Annotated in this window: 19 protein-coding genes; 5 read left to right on the top strand and 14 right to left on the bottom strand. The window is 40.0% G+C overall.

Annotated features, from left to right (window positions below):
• Positions 1-37: 37 nt before the first annotated feature.
• A complete protein-coding gene (gene recF / locus IEE83_RS29285; protein WP_194124279.1) occupies positions 38-1,123 on the bottom strand; it encodes a DNA replication/repair protein RecF in 1,086 nt (361 codons plus the stop codon).
• 129 nt (positions 1,124-1,252) lie between these two features.
• Here recF and pdhA point away from each other — a divergent pair, with 129 nt between their 5' ends.
• Positions 1,253-2,281: a pyruvate dehydrogenase (acetyl-transferring) E1 component subunit alpha gene (gene pdhA / locus IEE83_RS29280; protein WP_194124278.1), complete on the top strand. Its 1,029-nt coding sequence runs from the start codon at positions 1,253-1,255 to the stop codon at positions 2,279-2,281.
• 138 nt (positions 2,282-2,419) lie between these two features.
• Complete coding sequence (gene tatC / locus IEE83_RS29275; protein WP_194124277.1) at positions 2,420-3,283, top strand: twin-arginine translocase subunit TatC; 864 nt, start codon at positions 2,420-2,422, stop codon at positions 3,281-3,283.
• Positions 3,284-3,315: 32 nt separating this feature from the next.
• Here the strand turns inward: tatC and IEE83_RS29270 are convergent, their stop codons facing one another.
• From IEE83_RS29270 to IEE83_RS29250, 5 genes are all read right to left on the bottom strand, one after another.
• On the bottom strand, positions 3,316-4,419 hold the full coding sequence (locus tag IEE83_RS29270) for an aminotransferase class I/II-fold pyridoxal phosphate-dependent enzyme (RefSeq protein ID WP_194124276.1): 1,104 nt from the start codon (positions 4,417-4,419) through the stop codon (positions 3,316-3,318).
• The gene (locus IEE83_RS29265; RefSeq protein ID WP_194124275.1) at positions 4,416-5,426 is read right to left on the bottom strand and encodes a dipeptide epimerase; all 1,011 of its coding nucleotides are present in this window, start codon (positions 5,424-5,426) and stop codon (positions 4,416-4,418) included. Before IEE83_RS29265 ends, IEE83_RS29270 begins: the two co-directional genes overlap by 4 nt.
• A gap of 35 nt (positions 5,427-5,461) precedes the next feature.
• Entirely contained in the window at positions 5,462-6,337 is an 876-nt protein-coding gene (locus IEE83_RS29260; RefSeq protein WP_194124274.1) for an NAD kinase, read from the bottom strand.
• A 79-nt stretch (positions 6,338-6,416) separates the two neighbouring features.
• Positions 6,417-7,088 carry a CBS domain-containing protein gene (locus IEE83_RS29255; RefSeq protein WP_194124273.1) on the bottom strand — a complete coding sequence of 224 codons (672 nt, stop codon included), beginning with the start codon at positions 7,086-7,088 and terminating at the stop codon, positions 6,417-6,419.
• A gap of 114 nt (positions 7,089-7,202) precedes the next feature.
• Positions 7,203-7,976, bottom strand: a complete 774-nt coding sequence (locus IEE83_RS29250; protein ID WP_194124272.1) for an alpha/beta fold hydrolase — start codon at positions 7,974-7,976, stop codon at positions 7,203-7,205.
• A gap of 464 nt (positions 7,977-8,440) precedes the next feature.
• On the opposite strand from IEE83_RS29250, the gene IEE83_RS29245 reads away from it, so the two are divergent.
• Together IEE83_RS29245 and IEE83_RS29240 are read left to right on the top strand one after the other, a co-directional pair.
• Entirely contained in the window at positions 8,441-9,226 is a 786-nt protein-coding gene (locus tag IEE83_RS29245) for an L-fucose dehydrogenase (RefSeq protein WP_194124271.1), read from the top strand.
• 30 nt (positions 9,227-9,256) lie between these two features.
• Positions 9,257-10,153 carry an alpha/beta hydrolase gene (locus tag IEE83_RS29240; protein ID WP_194124270.1) on the top strand — a complete coding sequence of 299 codons (897 nt, stop codon included), beginning with the start codon at positions 9,257-9,259 and terminating at the stop codon, positions 10,151-10,153.
• Here the strand turns inward: IEE83_RS29240 and IEE83_RS29235 are convergent.
• The 7 genes from IEE83_RS29235 to glpK all read right to left on the bottom strand — a co-directional run bounded on the left by IEE83_RS29235 (position 10,143) and on the right by glpK (position 19,384).
• Positions 10,143-11,354: a polysaccharide biosynthesis protein gene (locus IEE83_RS29235; RefSeq protein ID WP_194124269.1), complete on the bottom strand. Its 1,212-nt coding sequence runs from the start codon at positions 11,352-11,354 to the stop codon at positions 10,143-10,145. The genes IEE83_RS29240 and IEE83_RS29235 overlap by 11 nt on opposite strands.
• 151 nt (positions 11,355-11,505) lie before the next feature.
• Entirely contained in the window at positions 11,506-12,903 is a 1,398-nt protein-coding gene (locus tag IEE83_RS29230) for an NADH-quinone oxidoreductase subunit N (RefSeq protein ID WP_194124268.1), read from the bottom strand.
• A gap of 90 nt (positions 12,904-12,993) precedes the next feature.
• A complete protein-coding gene (locus IEE83_RS29225) occupies positions 12,994-14,442 on the bottom strand; it encodes a complex I subunit 4 family protein (RefSeq protein ID WP_194124267.1) in 1,449 nt (482 codons plus the stop codon).
• Positions 14,443-14,514: 72 nt separating this feature from the next.
• Complete coding sequence (nuoL, locus tag IEE83_RS29220; protein ID WP_194124266.1) at positions 14,515-16,431, bottom strand: NADH-quinone oxidoreductase subunit L; 1,917 nt, start codon at positions 16,429-16,431, stop codon at positions 14,515-14,517.
• Positions 16,432-16,462: 31 nt separating this feature from the next.
• A complete protein-coding gene (gene nuoK / locus IEE83_RS29215) occupies positions 16,463-16,801 on the bottom strand; it encodes an NADH-quinone oxidoreductase subunit NuoK (RefSeq protein ID WP_137338024.1) in 339 nt (112 codons plus the stop codon).
• A 156-nt stretch (positions 16,802-16,957) separates the two neighbouring features.
• Positions 16,958-17,767, bottom strand: a complete 810-nt coding sequence (locus IEE83_RS29210; RefSeq protein ID WP_194124265.1) for a 3'-5' exonuclease — start codon at positions 17,765-17,767, stop codon at positions 16,958-16,960.
• Positions 17,768-17,884: 117 nt separating this feature from the next.
• Positions 17,885-19,384 (bottom strand): glycerol kinase GlpK, encoded by a 1,500-nt coding sequence (glpK, locus tag IEE83_RS29205; protein WP_194124264.1) that lies wholly within the window; start codon positions 19,382-19,384, stop codon positions 17,885-17,887.
• 511 nt (positions 19,385-19,895) lie between these two features.
• Here glpK and pbpC point away from each other — a divergent pair.
• On the top strand, positions 19,896-22,163 hold the full coding sequence (gene pbpC / locus IEE83_RS29200; protein ID WP_228102121.1) for a penicillin-binding protein 1C: 2,268 nt from the start codon (positions 19,896-19,898) through the stop codon (positions 22,161-22,163).
• A 268-nt stretch (positions 22,164-22,431) separates the two neighbouring features.
• Here pbpC and IEE83_RS29195 read toward each other — a convergent pair whose 3' ends face one another.
• Positions 22,432-23,340: a M28 family peptidase gene (locus tag IEE83_RS29195; RefSeq protein ID WP_310588609.1), complete on the bottom strand. Its 909-nt coding sequence runs from the start codon at positions 23,338-23,340 to the stop codon at positions 22,432-22,434.
• Positions 23,341-23,458 lie beyond the last annotated feature (118 nt).

Below are 23,458 nucleotides of genomic sequence, written 5' to 3'. Positions count from 1 at the left end.
AACCCCGCGCAAAACACCCTTACCTCTGCGTTTAACCTTACCGATTTATTTCGAAGAAGCGGACGTCTGCTTTTACTTTTTCCAATATTTTTTGTGACCGTTCGGGTCTTGCATCGGTTATAAAAACCTGCCCTAAAAAACCATCATCAATTAACTCTATTAGTTTATTTATTCTTCTATCATCCAGTTTGTCAAAAATATCATCCAGCAAAAGAATTGGTGTTTTTTCTTTTTCAATTTTCAACAATTCAAACTGTGCAAGTTTTAGTGCGATAACAAAAGATTTTTGCTGTCCCTGGGAGCCGAATTTTTTTAAGGTTATGCTATCTATCTCAAAAACGTATTCGTCCTTATGCACGCCTTTTCCCGTCCGCTGCGCGTGAAGATCTCTTGAACGGTTTTTCCTGAATTCCTGGGCAAAATCTTCGGATGCCACTTCACTTTCATAAGACACATCAACTTGTTCCTTTCCACTGCTCAAAAATTCGTAATATTTTCTAAACAAGGGAAGAAATCTGTCCATGAACGAACGTCGGTGCTGGTAGATTCTTATTGCAAGAATTATCAGTGGCTCATTGTAAGTATCCAGCAGATCTTCATCCAGATAATTTCGTTCTGCGAAAAGTTTGAGCAAGCCGTTTCGCTGGGTTAATATTTTATTGTATTGTAAAAAATCATTCAAATATTCCGGAGTTGCCTGGGCAAGTACGCCATCAAAAAATCTTCGGCGCTCTTCACTGCCATCACGGATCAGATCGGTGTCATTTGGCGCGATCAAAACCAGAGGGAAAAGTCCGATGTGATCGCTTAACCGATCGTAATTTTTCTTGTCGGCCATGAAAATTTTTCGTTGACCGCGTTGAAAACTGCAAGTAATCTGAATATTTTTTTCAGATTCATTAAAAATTCCGTCCAGTATAAAAAAATCCTGTCCATGACGGATGCCCAATGCATCCTGGTTATGAAAGGCACTTTTTGTGAGCGTCAGGAAGTAAATCGCGTCCAAAAGGTTCGTTTTCCCACTTCCATTTTCTCCGACAAGACAATTTACACGCTCTCCAAACGTAAAACCTCTCTCTTCATAGCTCTTAAAGTACGTAAGATGGAGCTTTTCTAACCACATGAACTTCTTTGTTATATAGTTTATGCTTATTTTCGCAAATCATTTGCGTCGTCTACCGGCAAAAACAGATCTTGTTCAAACCACTAACTTTAAGACAAAGTTCTGTCTTTATAAACGAGAACCAAATACATGGCCACCGTTACTGAAAAAAAGAAAGCATCAGCTCCCAAATTACAGCATTCGAAAGAACGCTATATGTTCTGGTTCGAGAACATGTTATTACAACGCCGGTTTGAAGAAAAAGCTGGCCAGCTTTACGGACAGCAGAAAATCCGTGGTTTTTGTCACCTTTATATCGGTCAGGAAGCATGTTCTTCAGGAGCTGCCACTGCGCTGGAAAAAGGAGATAAATACATAACTGCTTACCGCGACCACGGTATTCCATTGGCTTTGGGAACAGATCCAAAAGCGATTATGGCTGAACTTTACGGAAAGAAAACTGGAACGACCAAAGGAAAAGGTGGTTCTATGCACATTTTCGATAAAGAGAATGGCTTTGTTGGAGGACATGGTATCGTTGGCGCACAAATTCCTTTAGGAGCAGGTATTGCCTTTGCTGAAAAGTATAACAAAACAGGTAAACTTTGTATCTGTTACTTTGGTGACGGAGCGATTCGCCAGGGTGCATTCCACGAAGCGCTGAACATGGCGATGAACTGGAAACTGCCTGTTATTTTCGTTGTTGAAAACAATGGTTACGCGATGGGAACTTCGGTTGCGCGTTCATCCAATGTTACCGAATTGTACACATTAGGAGAAGCTTACGATATTCCTTCGGAACCAGTTGACGGAATGAGCGTGGAAGCGATTCACGAAGCAGTTTCTCGCGCAGCTGAACGTGCACGTAAAGGTGACGGACCAACTTTCCTTGAATTCCGTACTTATCGTTATCGTGGACACTCAATGTCTGATCCTCAAAAATACCGTTCAAAAGAAGAGGTTGAGGAATACAAACACCGTGACCCGATCGAGCAGATCAGAGCTGTAATTTTGGATAATAATCTTGCAACAGCAGAAGATCTTGAAGCGATTGACAAAAAGGTAAAAGAAATCGTTGCTGAATCTGTTCAGTTTGCTGAAGACTCCGATTTCCCGGATCCATCAGAAGCATATACAGATGTTTACGCAGAGAACGATTATCCGTTTATCATGGACTAAGTCCTGATTATAAATTTATTAAGAAAAACCCGTCGAAATGATCCGGCGGGTTTTTTGAGTAATTTCGACTTTTAGTTAACAAAAAAGATCGTAATATTGATTTTGCCCGTATATAGTGTGATTAATACTTAAAATTGTATGCCCTTAGATCAAGAATTTGAGCACGAAGAAGAAGAAGGAGATGGCCAGGAGATGTCTTTTATTGGACACCTTGAAGAATTAAGATGGCACGTTATCCGTGCAATTGGATCAATATTGGTTTTTGCTATTTTAGCTTTTATCTACATTCAGGAAATTTATCATTACGTAATTATTGCTCCATCCAAACCGGAATTTTGGACATACCAAATGTCATGTAAACTTTCGGAACTGGTTGGTTACGACGATTTATGTATCAGAGCGCTTAACTTCCAGCTTCAGGCAATCGGAATGGGAGATAACTTTACAATGAGTATGACCTCATCAGTCATTGCTGGGTTAATCTTTGCATTTCCATATGCTTTTTGGGAAATATGGCGTTTTATCAAACCTGGACTAAAAGCTTCAGAGAGAAGGTCCGCCCGTGGTGCTGTTTTTTATGTAACCTTTCTTTTCTTTTCAGGAGTTTTCTTTGGTTATTATATTGTTACACCATTGGCTATTAACTTTTTAGCAAACTTTACATTAGATCCTGCTATTATTAATCAATTTAGTATAACCTCATACATTTCATTAGTTGCTACGCTGACCTTGGCCTGCGGAATCGCGTTTCAGCTTCCAATCGTCGTTTATGTACTTTCCAGAGTAGGTATATTGACACCAACTTTTATGCGTGAATATCGTAAACATGCTTTTATTGTAATTCTGATTGTGGCGGCTATTATTACGCCATCACCTGATATTTACAGCCAGATTCTGGTAGCAATTCCTTTACTTTTGCTTTATGAAATCAGTATTCTGGTTTCTTTGAAAGTGGCAAGAGAAAAATTACGCGAAGAAAAAGCATTGCAAGGACCGTTATAAAAATCCAAAGTAATTAATAAAAAGAAGAAATATTAAAATTTCATACAGACCTCGGCCAATCGGTCGAGGTCTTCTTTTTCGTGGATCGCGCTGATTACTATTCTTGTAATGGGCGGATCTGTGGGATTTGGATAAGAAAAACAGGAAGCCATAATTCCATTTTCTTCCAGAAAATCAAAAAGTTTGCTGTTCAAACTGCAAAAAACCGGATAGTTTGGGATGCTAACAAAAAGATTGGTTTGAGCTAGATTGCCCGAAATGTACCTGACGTTATCAAGTAATTTCTGATGAACAACCGGATAGGTATTTGATTCCAACAGTTTTTTAAAAGCATAAATGTAAGCCGGCGCAGCAGGAGAAGCACCCGCAAAAAATGGACTTTTGCGGATGGAATCAATGATATTATGATTTCCCAAAATTACACCGCCAGGAATTCCAAGTGCTTTATTTAAGGAAGAACTAACGATGAGTTTAACCTGCTGAATCGAAGATAATTCTTTAAAAACTCCACTCCCATTTTGGCCCAAAACACCAAATCCATGAGAATCATCGACGATAAGATATATTTCCCGATAAAAAGGAAGTGTTTTAAAAATCGAAAAATCAAACTTTTCAACAAAAGGAGAACCTACGGAATCTGAACAAATAATATGAACACAATCCGCGCCGCTTTCCTGAATTGCTAAAATGGTATCCTTCGCCCACTCTTCCCAATCCGAATTTGCAGAAACATATTCCGCACCCCATAACGCGGGATGAACCCTTGGCGCGTAGTGATAATGGATATTGGATGTGTGGGAATTTTTGTTTTGTAAATCCGTAGCAATAATCTGTGGCAATTCTTTCATTAAAAGCTGCCCTGCCCACATGCCTGATGAGGTCGTTAGCGCCGCAGGAGCACCGGAAAACTTTGCCAGAGCAGTTTCAGCTTCTTCGTAAACTTCCAGCCTCAGACTGTTATTTCTGGAACTGCCAAAATGCGTACCGTAATTTGAAATTCCTTCTTTTAGATAAGTCAGAAACCCATCGTGATGGCCCATTCCAAGATAATCTGTCCCGCTGAAATAAAGATATTCCTTATCATTATTTAGTAAAACCTTTCGGCCGGGAAGATGACTTGTGGGATAAATTTTCATTTCAATACAGCGCCAGTTCCATTTTCGGAAGCGTAAATTACCTTTCCAAAATCAAAAGTTACGCCCGTGGCCGGATCATTTTTGATTAGTAAAGAACCATCCATATCCACATAATCCAGTAGCGGAAGCAAATGGCCAATAGCAGAAATTCCAACGCTGGATTCCGTCATACAACCAACCATTGTGGTCATATTAAGATCTTTGGCTTCCTTGATCATTCGCCGGGCAGAAGTTAGTCCGCCACATTTGGTGAGCTTGATATTCACCCCATGAAAAAGTCCGTAACATTTCAACACATCGCTTTCCAGAATACAGCTTTCATCAGCGATTACAGGCAATGCACTCCCCGAAAAAACTTTTTTCATTCCTTCAATATCATCCGCCGGCAAAGGTTGTTCAATAAATTCAACCCCAAGGTTTTTTAATTCCCCGGAAAATTTAATCGTTTGTTCAGCGGACCATGCACAATTTGCATCCACACGAAAAGCAGCCGTTGTATGTGAGCGTAACTCTCTGACAATCCTGAGATCGTCATCAGTACCTAATTTTATTTTATAAATCGGCCAGGGAAGTTCCTGCATTTTTGATACCATTTTTTCAACAGTATCAATACCAATCGTGAAGTTTGTCAACGGATTTCGATCAATAGACAAATCCCAGGTTTCATACAATTTCTGTCCTTTTTTCTTGGCAAATAAATCATGAGCAGCTTCATCCAGCGCACATTGTGCAAAGGAATTGTCTTTCAGATATGGATTTACTTTTGCCCATAATTCTTCCGGAGAAGTTAGCTTGTCTTCTTCAATAAGTGGACGGATACTTTCCAGAGAAGTTATCATTTTCTCAATCGTAGCGCCGTAATAAGGATTGGAAGTCGCTTCACCAAAACCGCTTAAATTTCCATTTTTCAGCTCGACGATTAATGTCTGCTGCATATCGCGGGAATCGTGCGCAATGGTGAAAGTGTGTTTTAATTCAAGATCGAAGGAGTGAAATATCAGCTGCATGGTGGTTGTGCGTATTGAGGTAAAAAGGAAATAATTTAATTTCTCATATCCAATCCCCACGATAATTTACTTCGTAAGGTATCAAGAAAACTGTCGTCGCGCATTTTTATCAAACGAGCTGTAAAATCTGCCTTACTAACCGTTAGCTCAGTTACCTCGTCAACAACCCTTGAACGGGAATCCATGGAAACAAGAAAATTGTTACTGCGACTTTTAACTTCCAGCCTGATCACCGAAGAATCTTCAACAACCAGCGGGCGCACATTTAAATTATGCGGACTTACGGGCGTAATGATAAAATTTTGAGAATGCGGAACAAGAACCGGACCGCCACAGCTTAGTGAGTACCCAGTCGAACCCGTTGGCGTAGAAATTATTAATCCATCCGCCCAATAAGAATTCAGGAATTCATCATTCAGATACGTATGAACCGTAATCATGGAAGCGGTATCGGTTTTTGTGATCGTAAAATCATTCAATCCGAAATTTCTTCCTTCAAACAAATCAATATTGGATTCAACTTTTACGAGCGTTCTTTCATCAATTTTGTATTGATTATTTTCAAGCGCCTCAATCATATCAGAAATCCGCTCAGGAGAAACCGTCGCCAGAAATCCCAGACGGCCCACATTGATACCAATAACGGGAATCCGTCTTTTGCCTACATGAGAAATTGTTTCCAGCAAAGTGCCGTCTCCACCCATGCTCACAACCATTCGGGCATTACAAAGTTCGTCAGGGTTTCCATAAACCATATGCGAAAAATGCTGAATGCCTTGTTTATCCAAAAAGGATCGGAACGGCTCGGAAAGCTGCACGTCAATTTTCCGACGCGCTAACTCACTGAACATAGATTCTATGAACGGGCGAGCAGACTCATTAAAGTTGCGTCCGTGAATTGCTATTTTCATGAAAGAAAAAGTATGTGATCCTTTTAGTCCGCAAGATACGGGACAAAATGCCGATTGGCAATGTACTATTCCGAGAATATTATGTAGCTAAATAGCGAAGTAACATATCAAGGCGTTCCTGATCAACACTTTCGATCGGATCGTTGGCATGCGCTTCTTCAATATCGTATCCAAAACGCTCCAAAGTGGCAATAATCGGATTAATATTGGTACGGTTTAATTTCAAAGTCAGCAAAGAAGTATCTGCCGGATGCAGTGATTCACTCGAAGAATAATAACTGCTTAAAACCTTGGTTCCGTTTGATTCAATCAGTCTGCTGATTTCAGATAAAGAATAATCTCTCTCCGCAATTTTCAAAACCAGAACGGCTCCTTTTTCCTGAATTCCAAGCTCACTTACAAAACGCTCAACCAGATCTCTCACCAGAATAGTCCCGGTGACATTTTTATTTTCATTAACAACCGGAACAACATCCAGCGAAAACTGGGTAACAAGTCTCAATAACTCATAAGGATGATTGTCTTCGGCAGCAAAAACATCTTCGTGTTGAATGATTATTCTGGAAAGCGGCTGGGTTGTATCGGATATGTCAAAAAGAATATCTTCCGACACAATCCCCTTATACAAACCTGAATCGGCCACGACAAGCTGCCGGGTACGAAACTCATCCATCCAATCCAATGCCGTACCTACCGTATCGGTAAGTTTCAGTATTGGTATCATGGGATTAATTAACGTTGCAGCTAGCATAACTGAAAGAGTGTTTTTATCGAATCTATAAAAAAATCAAATACCTGTCAACTTTCGTATAAAAGAATATTCTGTAAAATAAAAAAGAGCCGTTAAAGGCTCTTTAAAAAATGACTATTCCACCGGAACTGATGCATGTTTTTCTAAAAAGCTTTCTACTATAACGTTAAATTTGTCAGGATGTTCCATCATTGGTGCATGACAACACTTATCTATAAAGTGCAATTCCGATCCTGCGATCAAACGGTTAAATTCATAACCTACATGCGGCGGTGTAATGGTATCATTTAAACCCCAGACAAGTAACGTCGGCACTTTAATTTTATGCAGATCTTTTGCCAGATTGTGACGCTGTGCGGATTTGGCAATTCCGACAATACTCATACATTTAGGAATGCTCGAAGTCGTTTCAAAAACTTCGTCAATCAAATCTTTGGTCGCAACTTCCGGATCGTAAAATGTATAAGCAACGCGTTCACGTATATATTCGTAGCTTCCTCTTTTTGGAAAAGAACCGCCCATCGAATTTTCAAAAAGTCCGGAACTACCCGTTAGCACCAGACGTGTAACGTTTTCCTGGTTTTTAAGTGTATATAACAAACCAATATGACCACCCAGAGAATTTCCCAGAACAGTAACATTTGTCAGATTTTTAAAGGCAACAAACTCTTCCAGGAACGACAAAAGTGCGTCTAAACCTGCCTCGCGTGGAGGAAGTTCATAAATAGGGAGCAAAGGAATAATCACACGATAGCGATCCGAAAAGCATTCAATGATGCCATCCCAATTACTCAAAGCACCGAAAAGGCCATGCAACAGCAATAATGTTTCGCCCTTTCCTTCGTCGATAAATTGAAACTTGCCTTCTGCATGTACCGTATATTTCATTCTATTATCAAGGGTTATTTTGTATTCAAAATTTCTTTCAAAACGAAAGAGTTCAATTATTTCTCTTAATAATATACCAAAAAAACAATTGTTCTTTTTCGATGTTACACAAAACTAGTTCTTTTTTTTAGATTGTCCGAAGCTGAAAGACAATTAATATCATTTTATTTTCTTGTAAATATTATATTAATTAATCGTTATTAATACAATTTACATAGAAAGGTCCAATTTGATAGAATAGTTCCCGGAAGCTTATCCTTATTAAATTGATATCAAATTTTGTGGGTAAATTTTACTGCAAATTGTCTTAATTTGTTTGTGACTCACTGAGTAAAAAAAATAAATCTTTGAATGAGGCTGGTTTCAGAAGCAGCAGAGACCCATTTACGGTGATCTCACGTATTATTAAATGTAATAATAAGTAAATTATATTAAAATTAGAAAAACATTAGAACCAGCAAAACATGGATTTAGAGCTTAAGGATAAGGTGATCATTGTAACCGGAGGTGCAAAAGGGATTGGAAAAGGAATTGCCAATGTGCTGGCCTGGGAAGGTGCAATACCTGTTATTATAGGAAGAAACGAAGAAGATAATTTATTAGCCGTTGCGGAAATAGAACAGGAAGGCGGTCGTGCTTTTCAGGTTACAGCAGAATTATCCAAACCAGAAGAGTGTGAAAGAGCTGTTAAATTAATTGAAGATACATTTGGCAGAATTGAGGGCGTTGTCAATAACGCAGGCGTTAATGACGGTGTCGGACTGGAACATGGCAGTTATGAAAAATTCATCCAAAGTCTTCATAGTAATTTAATCCATTATTATCTGATTGTTCACCATGCTTTGCCGGCTTTGAAAAAATCAAAAGGTTCTATTTTAAATATCGGATCAAAAACAGCAGAAACCGGTCAGGGCGGAACTTCGGCTTATGCCGCTGCAAATGGCGGACGCAGTGCACTGACGCGTGAATGGGCGGTGGAATTGTTACCTTATGGTATTCGGGTTAACGCGATTATTGTAGCAGAATGTTATACCCCGTTATATGAAAAATGGATTCAGACGTTACCTAATCCTGAGGAAAAACTTGCTTCGATCGAAAGCAAAATTCCATTGGGACAAAGAATGACGACGGCCGAGGAAATTGCTAACATGACTGCATTTTTGCTTTCTGCGCGTTCAAGCCATACAACGGGACAATTGATTCATGTGGATGGCGGTTATGTCCATTTGGACCGTGCGATTACTGACTAAATTTCAATAGAATCTTTCTGAAATCTGATTATGCGTAAATCTCTTTTATCATTCATTTTTCTGACCGCGTTCATTTTCCCAAGTTTTGCTCAGAAAGAAATCCCGTTATACCCCGGCGCAATACCTAATGCGAAGGAAGCAGCTAATGAAGAAACGAATACAAAAGGTGTGGTCAGAAATGTTTCAAAACCAACACTTTCCGTTTTTCTTCCCCCTGTTGGCCAGAGTAACGGAGCCGCAGTTGTTATTTGTCCGGGCGGGGGTTATGGTGTTTTGGTTATTGACCGTGAAGGTTATGAAGTAGCCCAGGCATTTAATCGACAAGGAATCGCAGCTTTTGTTTTGAAATACCGTTTGCCTAGTGATAAGATCATGAGGGATAAAAGTATTGGACCTTTGCAGGATGCGCAGCAGGCGATAAAAACCGTACGCGAAAGGGCAAAAGAATGGAATGTTGATACGAGTAAAATCGGAATTATGGGATTTTCGGCTGGCGGACATTTAGCTGCAACTGCCGGAACTCATTTTGACAAATCACTTATTGAAAACAAAGAAAAAACAAGTGTGCGACCGAATTTCATGGTTCTGGTTTATCCCGTAATCAGTTTTCTGGAAGCGCCAAGTCACAAAGGTTCACGCAGTAATTTGATCGGGTCATCGGCAACCGACGATCAGATAAAATATTTTTCAAATGAATTCCAGGTTAACCAATCAACGCCGCCTGCATTTATTACGCATGCCGGAGACGACACCGTCGTTCCTGTTTCAAACAGCCTTATGTTTTATGAAGCTTTGAATAAATTTAAAAGTCCTTCCGAGCTTCATATTTATTCAAAAGGTGAGCATGGCTATTTGAAAACTCCGCCATTTGACGAGTGGTTTACACGCTGTATCAATTGGATGAAAACAAATCAGTTTATTCCATAATAATCTTTTCAACTTTCGCAGCCCGGAGTATATCAAGTTTTTCAAATTCTGAATTATGGCTGATATATTCCGGGATTGCGTCTTTCAGAATCAATATCATTTCATTATCCTCTCCGGAATCAAGTGCTTTTTCCAGTTTGTTCAAAACGGTGTCAACTTCAAAACTGTGCACAGCTGCTAATTGTGCGATCCTTAATTTTGGATGATGCGTTGGAGTATCAATTTCATCATTTCTCAATCTCTCTTCAATAAGTTTTTCGCCTGCCCGTAAACCGATATAGATAATTTTAATGTCAACATCCGGTTGAAGACCGGATAACCGGATCATTTTTTCTGCCAGTGCTGTCAACGGCACCAGCTCTCCCATATCTAATATAAATATCTCATTTGCATGACCTGTTGCTCCTGCTTCAAGGACTAGCTGGCATGCCTCATTCATGGTAATAAAATAACGTTTTACTTTGGCATGTGTAATTTCAACCGGGCCGCCTTTGGCAATTTGTTTTTTAAAAACCGGAACTACGGATCCCTTTGTCCCCAAAACATTCCCAAATCTTGTCACGATGAATTGTGTAGTATTATTCGTTTTGTTGAGATTTTGTAAAATTATTTCAGCAAATCTTTTTGTTACACCCATCACATTTGAGGGATTCACAGCTTTATCCGTTGATATGAAAATAAATTTTTCTACCCAATAGTCAACAGCCAGATCGGCCAGGACTTTTGTTCCAAAAATATTTGTTTTGATTGCTTCGTAGGCATTCTTTTCCAGGAGAGGCACATGTTTGTTAGCCGCAGCGTGAAAAATGATTTGAGGTTGATTTTTTTGAAATAAAGGTTTCATTCGCTTACGATCCGCAACATCACCGATGAAAGAAACAATTTCAATTCCCGATATACGCAGTTCCCTTATTTCTTCATCCAATTCATATATGGCAGATTCGCACTTATCAATTAAAATGAGTCTTTTAGGTTTAAATAATATAATCTGTTTTACAAGATTTCTCCCAATGGATCCACCTGCTCCGGTAATCAGGATTCTTTTATTTCTTATAAATTCACTGATATTTTTGGTATCCAAAGTAACCGGCTCGCGATCCAAAAGTTCTTCCGGACTGAAATTGATAAGATTCTGGTGATAATGTGACTTTCTAAAATCTTCATTAAACTGAGGTACTTCATGAGAAGAGAAATCTTTCATAGTAACAATAATTAAGCGTGTAATTATGGACTAATGAAGATTTTCAGGAACGTTGTGGGAGACTGTTTTATTCTTACGGGATTTTAGATAAAAAGTAACAAAAAAAGAGCCACACCAAAGTGCAGCTCTCTCAACTATTAAAATTTATATCTTAAAAAATTCCTTCCAGCAAACCAGGAGCCAAACCGAAAACGATGGTAAGGACCGTAGCCACGATTAAAACGATTTTATAAAACGGGGCAACACGAATTTCAGCGATATCACCTTCTTTCAGGTAAGATGCGATAATTACACGGAAGTAGTAATAAATACCAACAACAGACATTAAAACCGCTATGGCAGGCACCCAGATAATCCCTCTGTCGGCGGCGCTGCTGAACACAAAGAATTTCCCCCAGAAACCAGCTGTTAATGGAATTCCGGCAAGCGATAACATGGATACCGTTACCACAAATGCCAGGAAAGGATTATTCTTAGCTAATCCGTTGAATGCATCATAACGCTCATCCGGCTGACCTTCGAATGTCTTTTCTTTTGATACTAACATCAATACACCAAAAGCAGCGATTGTTGAAAGTGAATAAGCTAACGAATAGAACACAATGGCGTTTTGCGTCGGTTTCGAAAGTGCCGTTAACGCGATCAGCAAATAACCAGCGTGCGAAATCCCGGAATACGCCATCATCCGTTTAAAGCTATTCTGTGTAGTTGCTCCGATATTTCCAACCAATAAAGTAAGAATAGCGATCATGGCAATTACCAGCCACCAGAAACCATATACTCCGGTAAATGAATGTGATAATAATCTGTAAAGTGCCGCAAAACCTGCTGTCTTTACGATTGTTGACATAAATGTTGTAAAAATCGTCGGCGCTCCTTCATATACATCCGGCGTCCAGAAGTGGAAAGGTGCGGCAGAAACTTTGAATAACATACCAATCAGCAGCAATAATAATCCTGCATACAAAATATAAGAAGGAGCAGCTTGCTGTGTTGTAGAAACAAAAGCCTGAATTTCATTTAATTTGAATGAACCGGTAGCTCCGTAAAGCAATGTCATACCAAAAAGCATGATACCCGTTGCAAAAGCTCCCATCAAAAAGTATTTCAATGCAGCTTCATTCGAACGTAAATTACGTTTGTTGCTACCTGTAAGTACATACATGGCAACGGAAAGAATTTCAACACCAATGAAAAGCATGATCAAATGTTCAAACCCAACCATCATGATGGCACCAACCAGAGAGAAAAGCATTAACGCATAATATTCAGCTGGTTCCGCTTCTGCATTGTCCTGAAAACCTCCTGAAATGGCAACGATCATAAAAGCAGAAGCCAGTATGATGCCGTTAAAAGCTAATGTCAGGTTATCAACCCGGAACATATCGTAAAAATATAACAGCGGCCCTTTGTTCCACTCAAAGAAATTACCTGCCAGTGCAACAGCAAGGAAAAGCAGAACAGCTGGCAATAAGATATTCTTCGATTTCGAGAACCCTAAGAAGAGTGTTACGATTCCAAGAACTGACAACAAAACAATGGGATACATAATTATTTATTATCGTTTGTCATTAATAGTAGCTTTCGGCGGTCGGCTTTCGGCTATCAGACTATATTAATTATTCTTTCTTTTAGAAAACTATCTTCCTACCAATTGTAAAAGATGGCTTACGGCCGGTTCGGAAATCGTCAAAAATGTATTTGGATAAATACCAATCCAGAAAACCATAATCACCAAAGGCAGCAACACCGCTTTTTCGCTGAATGTCAGATCCTGGAAACCGTCAACCCATTTGGATTTGGGCCCGAACATGGACATCTGGAATAAACGAAGCATGTATACTGAACCAAGAATGATCGTCAAACCAGCAATAGCGCCTAACCAGCTGTTGAATGCAAAAACACTCGAAAGCAAAAGGAATTCTCCAACAAATCCGTTTGTCAAAGGCAAGGCAACACTTCCCAAAAGGATAATCAAAAAGTATACGCTCAACTGAGGCGCAACCTGCGTGATTCCTCCCAATTGATCCAGACTGCGTGTTTTGGTACGGGAAAGAATGATATCAATTACAAAGAATAAACCTACCACGTTGATACCGTGCGCAAGCATTTGAATAATCGCTCCCTGTAAGCCATTTGTTGAAGCAGCAAAAACACCAGCCGCCATCAATCCAACGTGAGCGAAGGATGAATAAGCAATCAGGCGTTTCATATCACGCTGCTGAATCGCGATGATCGAGCCGTAAATAATTCCAATCACAGAAAGAATTACAGCAAGCAATCCATAAGATTGCAAACCAAGCGGAACAATTGGAAGCAACAAGCGGATCAGACCATAAACCCCCATTTTAAGCATGATACCGGAAAGTAACATCGTTGCCGGTGTTGGTGCTTCTGTATATGTATCAGGCTGCCAGGTGTGGAAAGGAAATAATGGCATTTTGATAGCAAAAGCTACAAAGAACGCCCAGAATATAAATCCTTGTGATTTGGCTGATAATTGTAGATTATAAAAAGCTGTAATTTCAGAAGTATGCGTTCCGGGTGTTTGATAGTATAAATAGATCAATGCAACAAGCATGAATAAACTACCGAACATCGTGTAGATGAAGAACTTGAAAGTAACTTTCAAACGATTTTCTCCACCCCAAACGGCGGCAAGGAAATAAACCGGAATAAGTGCTGCTTCAAAGAAAAGGTAGAACAAGAAAGCGTCGGTTGCAGTAAAAACGCCTACAAGTGCCGCTGACATAAACAGGATCAGCGAGTAAAAGGCTGCACTGTTTTTATAAGTATGTCCAAATGTCGAAAGAATGATCAGCGGCGTTAAAAAGGCAGTCAGCAATACAAGCACGAAACTGATCCCATCCAAACCCGCGGCAAAAGAAATTCCTGCGGAGGCAAGCCAATTATATTTAAAACCAAACTGAACACCAGCTGACGGATCAAATTGAGACCATACAAAAAGAGCAAGTCCTAACTCCGCAAGAGCGCCGACTAAGGCTACCTGTTTCGCCAGATTAGCTCCAACCAAGAGGGTAATAACGCCAGCCACAATGGGCAAAAGTATTAAAAGAAGAGTAAGCATATTTTCAAGTCAACGGTCAGCACTAAATGGTGAACGGTATAAATATTTAATATGTCAGTTTCAACAAAATGCCTATAATAACAGCTTCCAGAACAAAATCACCACGATTCCTAAAACCATAGCAAATACGTAATCACCGGTTGAACCTGTCTGCGTTTTACGTAATAACCCTCCCAGAAAAGCGATAAGCCTTGCCGTACCATTTACAAAAAGATCAATGAAGAATTCACCGAAACTGTAAAGGACGTTGGAAAGTGATTTGATTGGTTTTACAAAAACTGCGTTGTAAAGTTCGTCAACGTAATATTTGTTGTAAACCAGATTTTGTACCGCTGATTTTTCTTCCGAATCCGGAGCAGGAACACTTTCTTTTTGAATATACATCACGTAAGCAACAATCAAAGAAAGCAAGGCAACACCAACCGAAACGGCCATCAAAATATATTCTTCGGAATGCGACAAAGTCGTTGGTTCAAAAGCTGCCGGATTAACCTGGTGTGAACCTGCATACAATGGCTCCATAAATTCTGCCAAGTGATGTGTTCCGTGCAATGCTTCCGGAACCCCGATAAATCCACCCAAAGCAGAAAGAACGGCCAGAATCACCAAAGGAATTGTCATGGAGGCAGGCGATTCATGCAAATGATGCTCCTGATCATGTGTCCCGCGGAATTTTCCAAAGAAAGTAAGGAAAAGCAGACGGAACATATAGAAGGATGTCATCAAGGAACCAAGTACACCGACTACCCAAAGTGCTTTATTATGTTCAAAAACGTGGGCCAGAATTTCATCCTTTGAGAAGAAACCTGCGAATGGAGGAATACCTGAAATCGCAATTGTTGCGATTAAAAAAGTAAGGAACGTGATTGGAAGTTTTTTACGCAAACCACCCATTGAACGAATATCCTGTTCGTCGGACATAGCGTGAATAACGCTACCAGCTCCAAGGAATAATAATGCTTTGAAAAATGCGTGGGTAATTACGTGGAACATCGAAGCCGAATAAGCCATCGCACCTAACCCCATGAACATATACCCCAGCTGACTTACAGTAGAATAAGCCAGTACTTTTTTGATATCATTTTGTAAAAGTCCGATCGATGCAGCAAAAAGTGCCGTTGCACCACCGATAATTCCAACCAGTTCAAGCGTTGACGGCGCAAGAGAATAGAGGACGTTTGAACGGATCACCATATAAATTCCTGCCGTTACCATCGTTGCTGCGTGGATAAGTGCAGAAACCGGTGTTGGACCCGCCATCGCATCTGGTAACCAGGTATATAAAGGAATTTGTGCCGATTTTCCCATTGCTCCAATAAACAGAAACAAAGTAATTGCAATAATTACGGGATCACCAATTGAGAAACTCGTGGCCTTACTAAATACTTCAAGATATTCTACTGAACCGAAAGTAGCGATGATTGTGAAAATCCCTAAGAGGAAACCCAAATCTCCTACACGGTTCATGATGAACGCCTTACGAGCAGCGTTGTTATAGTTTGTATTTTTATTCCAAAACCCGATCAGCAGATAAGAACAAAGTCCTACACCTTCCCAACCGATAAACATGATTACATAATTTGAACCTAAAACGAGCAGTAACATGAAGAAAAGGAAGAGATTCAGATAAGCAAAAAACTTACCGAAACCTTCATCATGTTTCATGTAACCGATTGAATAAATGTGGATTAATGATCCCACACCCGTAATAATCATCAACATCAATAATGAAAGCTGATCGATCTGGAAAGAAAATGGAATGTTAAGATTGCCAACCGTGATCCAGTTGAAAAGCGGCAAAACAAAAGGAGTGCTTCCGGCTGCAACGAATGCATTAAACGCATTCAGAGAAAGAGCAAAACTACCTATAACAGCTAATGACCCGATTATCCCAACGGCACCTTTTGGTATTGTACGGAATCCGAGACCATTAATCAGAAAACCCAAAAAAGGTAATAATGGAATCAGAACTAGTAATGAAGCAGACATATTCTATATTTTGTATATTAACCAATAAGGCTTACCATTTCAATTTATTAAGGAAACCGATGTCCGTATTACGCGTATTCCGGTAAATCATAACGATGATCGCCAAACCAACAGCTACCTCGGCAGCGGCTACGGCCATAATAAAAAACACGAATACCTGCCCGGAAGGATCCGACCGGTAAGATGAAAAAGCGATCAATAAAATATTAGCGGCATTTAACATCAACTCGACAGACATAAAAATGATGATCGCATTGCGGCGTGTAAGTACGCCAATGATACCAATCACAAAAAGTAATGTGCTGAGGATGAGATAATATTGAAGCGGGACATTCTGAATAACCTCTGGTATATTCGGGTTCGGGATCATAGCAGATTTACCTAAATGGGTATTCGATTAAAATTAGTCAATAATTTAAAATTTTCAGGACTTCGGATTATTGCCCCAATCACTGAATTTATCTTTATATGCTGGCAAAAATAGACATAAATACCGCTTACTCAAATGTTAAGCGTACCTATTATGTTATCTCTGTGTTAAAGCACGTAATTTTATTTCTGTCAGCTTACGTTTCGTATCCAATGGAAATTCCGCTTTCATAAGCCAGTCGTAAAAAGAAGGCTCGTTTTTCAAAACATCAGCAACACGTTTGCCGTTATGTTTTCCAAAGTTAAAAACTTCCTCCCCTTTCTCGTTATAAACCATGCGTCCTGCAAAATCAATAAGCTTCGACGCGGTTAACGCATGCAAAGCCGCTACATCATTTTCGACGGTTCCTAATTCTTTTCCATGTGAATCAATCACCTTTTTACCCTGATAACGAGCAATTTGACCTTGAAGAACTTCAAAAGTTGCTATAGTATCAGCTTCCGCACTATGTGCATCTGTCAGCGATTTATCACAATAAAATTTATAGGCAGCAGACAGATTTCTTGGCTCCATCATATGGTAAATCCGCTGGGCATCTATTGTGCGACGGTTTTTGATATCAAATTCAACACCAACGCGTAAAAACTCTTCAACCAGCATTGGAATATCAAAACGGTTGCTGTTAAATCCAGCCAGATCGCAGCCGTCTAAAAACGTTGCAAGGTTCTTTGCGAACATTTTAAACGTCGGCGCATCCTTTACATCTTCATCATAAATGCCATGTATCAGACTGCTTTCCAGCGGAATAGGCATTTCAGGATTAACGCGTCTTGTACGAATTTCCGTTTCCCCATTAGGCAAAGCCTTCACCACCGATATTTCTACGATCCGATCCCGGGCAATGTTTACACCGGTAGTTTCAAGATCAAAAAAAGCAAGTGGCTTTTTAAGATGGAGGGTATGCATAAGGCTACTTTAATTAGGTTTTCGCGCCGCGAAGTTACGCTTTAAAGGAACACAGGCCAAAAAAAGAGTTTAGTTTATACAGATTATAAAATAGTTCATTCCTGCATTAAATTTTCATTAATCAATCCAGGCGTAGGATTTTGTAACTGCCTTTTGCCATCCTTTGTATAATGCCTCGCGTTTTGCTTCCTCCATATCCGGATTCCAGGTATGCGCAATAGCCCAGTTACTTTTCAATTCGTCTGTATTTTTCCAATAACCAACTGCCAAACCTGCCGCATAAGCTGCACCCAATGCGGTAGTTTCCGCTACTGCCGGTGAAACGACTTGTGTATTCAGCATATCAGCCTGGAATTTCATCAGCAATTCATTCAAAACCATTCCGCCATCGACACGCAAAGATGATAATTTGATACCGGAATCCTGTTCCATGGCATTTACAACATCAAGTGTCTGATAAGCTGTCGCTTCCAAAACAGCTCTGGCAATATGTCCTTTGGTAACATAACGCGTCAAACCTGCGATGACTCCGCGCGCATCATTACGCCAGTAAGGTGCATACAATCCGGAAAATGCAGGGACAAAATAGGCTCCGCCATTGTCTTCCACCGTTTTAGCCAGACTTTCGATATCACTGCTTTTTTCAATCAATCCCAAATTGTCCTGAACCCATTGTACCAAGGCACCGGTTACCGCAACACTTCCTTCCAATGCATATTGGACTGGCTCATTACCAAATTTATAGGCAATTGTTGTAAGCAAGCCGTTATCCGACATTTTCAATTCTGAACCGGTATTCATCACCAAAAAGCAACCTGTTCCATAGGTATTTTTTGCCATACCCGGCTCAAAACATGTTTGTCCGACCAACGCCGCATGCTGATCCCCCAGAATTCCTGCAACCGGAACGCCCGGCAAAACTTCATTGCTAACCGTTCCATAAACCTCACTGCTGCTTTTTATTTCAGGTAACATTAAGAAAGGAATATTGTAAGCATCCAGCATTTCCTGATCCCATTGTAAAGTCCGCAAGTTCATTAATTGTGTCCGGCTGGCATTGGTAACGTCCGTTACATGAATTCCGCCATGGCCTCCGCCTGTCAGGTTCCAGATTAAAAAAGTATCAATATTTCCAAAAATAGCTTCTCCCTTTTCGGCATCTGCGCGCAAACCTTCAACATTTTCCAGAAGCCATTTTAATTTTAAACCGCTGAAATAAGTTGAAACCGGCAAGCCTGTTTTATCCCGAAACTGGTTTAGTCCGCCTTCTTTTTCATATTTGGCTACTAAATCCGTCGTCCGGGTATCCTGCCAAACAAGTGCATTGTAGTATGGTTTTCCCGTCCGACGATTCCAGACAACCGTTGTTTCTCTTTGATTTGTAATACCAATGGCTGCTATATCGGCGGCTGTTGCAGAGGCTTTTATACGGGAAATCGCGATTACTTCCAGTGTATTTTTCCAGATTTCTTCCGGATTATGTTCAACCCAGCCCGGCTGCGGATAAATCTGTTCGTGCTCCTTTTGCCCGACGGAAACAATTTTTCCCTGATGATTAAATAGAATGCAACGCGTACTCGTTGTTCCCTGGTCAATAGCCGCAATATATTTTGACATAATGGTATTATGATTGTCTTTATTTGTAATATGTCAGTAAATAAGGAAATTTTAGCGGGATGGACAAATGTTAACAGATGCGCATTGAACAAATATATTTATTTGAAAAATACGCAAATTCCTACATTGTACCTTCGGTATATTTTGTTAGTAGAAATGATAGAAATCTTTCCACAACACGTTCCTATCGGAATGCCACGTAGGCGGAGTGTTCCGTATTTTCTACCTACGAAATATGCCGATGGCATAAACGTCCGGCACCTGGAAAACCAATAAACCTAATTTGCGGCGGATTATGTACCTTAGGTACATTTTATTGGTAGCAAGCAAAGAGAATTTTATCACAAAGCGTTCCGATAGGAACGCCTCGTATGCAGAGGTTTTTGCATTTTCTACCTACGAAATATGCCGATGGTATAAAGTCTAATATAATGTTAACTCCCCTTATCAAGAAATCGAATTGTCACTCATCAAACTCCCGCCAATAATTTTTCTGAAAAGAGCAATTTTATTGTTTAGCTGCTTTATCTTATCATTTCTATTAATTGACCTCCTGTTCCCATTCCAACCAAAAATTCAATATTCAACCCAAATCACCGCCAGCGACGGAACCGTTTTACATGCGTTTTTAAGTCCTGATGATAAATGGCGGCTTTACACTAAAATTGCTGAAATCACGCCTCTTTTACAAAAAACGCTGATCCATAAGGAGGATCAATATTTCTACTATCATCCCGGAATTAATCCATTGGCAATGATTCGGGCAGCCGGGAGAAATATTTTTAGCGGCAGAAGAACATCTGGTGCTTCAACCATTACTATGCAGGTTGTCAGATTATTGGAGCCTAAAAAAAGAACTTATCTGAATAAATTGAAAGAATCATTTCGGGCGATGCAGCTGGAATTACATTTCTCAAAAGATGAAATTCTTCAACTGTATCTCAATCTGGTTCCTTATGGAGGAAATATTGAAGGGATTAAAGCTGCTTCACTTTTATATTTTGGAAAAGCTCCGCAATTATTAAGTCTTGCTGAAATTACGGCACTTACTATCGTTCCAAACCGACCGTCAAGCTTGCATCCCGGTATACGAAATGAAGCATTGAAAATCGCCAGGAATCAATGGCTGACACGATTTGGTAAAGAAAATTTATTTGACTCAAATGTTATTCAAGATGCTATCAGCGAACAACTAATGGTCCGCCGACTCTCTGCGCCAAAACAAGCGCCTCATCTTGCTTTGCGTTTGAAAAAGGATTTACCGGATCAGCCGATTATCAATACAACGATCAAAATCCAATCTCAGAAACAAATTGAAGAACAGGTAAAAAACTATGTCAACAGGCTGCAAAGCATGAACATTCACAATGCAGCGGTGCTGGTTATTAATAATGAAACGATGGCTGTTGAAGCTTACGCTGGTTCGGCCGATTTCAACAATCCATTTGACGGTGGACAGGTGGATGGAATTCGTGCGATTCGTTCTCCCGGTAGTACGTTAAAACCAATACTTTATGCAACTGCTTTTGACAAAGGAATTATCACACCGAAAATGGTTTTAAATGATGTTCCAACAAATTTCAGCGGCTACGAACCAGAAAATTTTGACCAGCATTTTAACGGTCAGGTTACTATGGAATTTGCTTTAGCCAATTCTTTGAATATCCCGGCAGTCAAGATTTTGAAGGAAATCAGTACACCGGTTTTAATTGATAAATTGAAAAAAGCAGATTTTCAAACGATCCGAAAGCAATCCAAAGATTTGGGATTATCCATGATTCTGGGAGGCTGCGGCGTTACGCTAGAAGAATTAACCAGACTTTTTGCAGCTTTTTCAAATGAGGGAGAATTAAAACCAATTCGATATACTATGGAAACACCCGTTTCAAAAAAGGGCGAACAGCTGGTTTCAAAAGAAGCAACTTTCCTTTTAAATAATATTTTAACGCAGGTAACAAGGCCGGATTTACCTTCCAATTTTGACAATACTTATCACTTACCAAAAATCGCCTGGAAAACCGGAACATCTTATGGAAAGCGGGATGCATGGAGTATTGGGTATAACCGAAAATATACCATTGGCGTCTGGGTTGGGAATTTTTCTGGTGAAGGCGTTCCGGAGTTGAGCGGTGCAAATACTGCAACGCCGTTATTGTTTTCAATCTTCAATGCGTTGGACTACAATTCTTCGAAAGGCTGGTATCAAATGCCTGAGAATGTGGCTTTGAGAAAAATATGCGCCGTCAGCGGCAATATTCCAAGCGATTTTTGTGATCATCAGATTACGGATTATTACATCATGGGTGTTTCTCCATATCATAAATGTCAGCATCTGCGATATGTCTTTACAGATGTTGCCGGGAGAATTTCTTATTGTACTTATTGTCTTCCTGAAAATGGTTTTGTGAAGAAAACATACCCAAATCTGGCTCCTGAGCTCATTGCTTATTATGAATCAAAGAAAATTCCTTACCTAAAACTGCCGCCTCATAATCCTTTTTGTGAAAGAGTTTTCCGGGAAGGCGCGCCTCTGATTACCAGTCCGAATGATGGTAGTGAATATTTCATTCAGACTAATGAACCGCAGCAAATCCAGTTAAGCTGCCAAACCGGGAATGATGTGCAGGAGGTTTTTTGGTATGTGAATGATAAGTTAGTGAAGCGTTCTGCGCCGCATGAAGCGGTATTTATTAATCCACCGGTTGGGCGGGTTAAGATTTCTTGTAGTGATGATAAGGGGAGGAATTCTGATATTCAGATTGTGGTCAGGAAGATCTAAGATAAGTTATTCCGGTGCTCTGCACCTTAGGGCTCCTAGATTTGTAATGTTTTCTACAAATATTTCGGTACTCTGTACCCTGGCATTGCAGATAATTATGCTCTCATAATAGATTAGGTGCAAAGCACCATAATACTTGTAGCGAAAAAAATCAAACTTCATTCACCAAGGTGCAGCGCGCCGTAGTTATCACGTTAAAAGTTTCGAGCAAAGGAGGCGCAAAGAGAAAAAAACGCGCGGTGTCGGCTTTTTGCTTTGCGTGAACCCCTTAAACAGAAACCTCACTCTCCTGATATAAAACCTGAATTAAAGTCTGCCCAACCGCCTTCAAAGTTTTCGGATCAATATTTTCCATATCATCATGCGCTGTATGCCATTGATTGAAAAAAGTTCTTTCCGGATCATTTTGTTTGATATGGATGATATCAACCATGGGAATTTTGGCCGTTTCATTAACGGGAAGATGATCATCAGTTATAGAGGGTCCCACTTTATCAATAAAATAATTACTATAACCAAGCTGACTGGCAATTCCCCAGATATTCCGAACAACGCCGTCTGCCATACTTACAGAATAACCTTCTTTGGGAAATGTCGCCCCTTTCGCGCCAACCATATCCATCAACACACCAAAATAGGCCGTGTAATTTGGAACATGTTTGTTGGCAGCCCAATATTGAGATCCCAAACAAAATCCGCTAAACTTATCAGTAGCCTTATCTGAATTTCCCCAGTCTTCGGCATCAAAAAGAATAATATCAACACCGAGATTTAGTTTATTTCCCGAAAAAGAAATTACTCTGGCTATTTCAAGCAAAACACCAACTCCACTCGCACCATCATTGGCAGCCAAAACCGGTTTCATTTTCGAAACAGAATCCTGATCAGAAAATGGCCGGGAATCCCAGTGTGAGGTCAGCAGAATTCTTTTGGTCGCTTTTGGATTAAAACTGGCAATAATATTTCTGGCGGTTAATTTCTTGCCGTCGTAAGTTGTCGGTGTAAAATTTTGCTCTGTTACTTCCAGTCCAAATCTTTTAAATGTTGAAACGAGATAATCTCCGCACGCTCTATGTGCCGCAGTATTAGGAACTCTCGCCCCAAATTCAACTTGTTTTTTAACAAACTGAAATGCTGAATCTGCATTAAACGCCGGACTGGCAACTAGTTTTTCCAATTGTTCTGTGGTTTGTTCTGAACTCGTCTTTGACTTACAGCTATATAGAAATAACATGCCAGTCAAAAAGCTGCAAAACAGTACTGAAGCCAAGGTTCGTCCTTTTTTCATCATTCCA

Origin of the sequence: Dyadobacter subterraneus (genome assembly GCF_015221875.1) — a bacterium.
Classification (GTDB): domain Bacteria; phylum Bacteroidota; class Bacteroidia; order Cytophagales; family Spirosomataceae; genus Dyadobacter; species Dyadobacter subterraneus.
The sequence above is the reverse complement of the archived record's forward strand: the minus strand, read 5'-3'. Positions and strand labels throughout refer to the sequence as shown.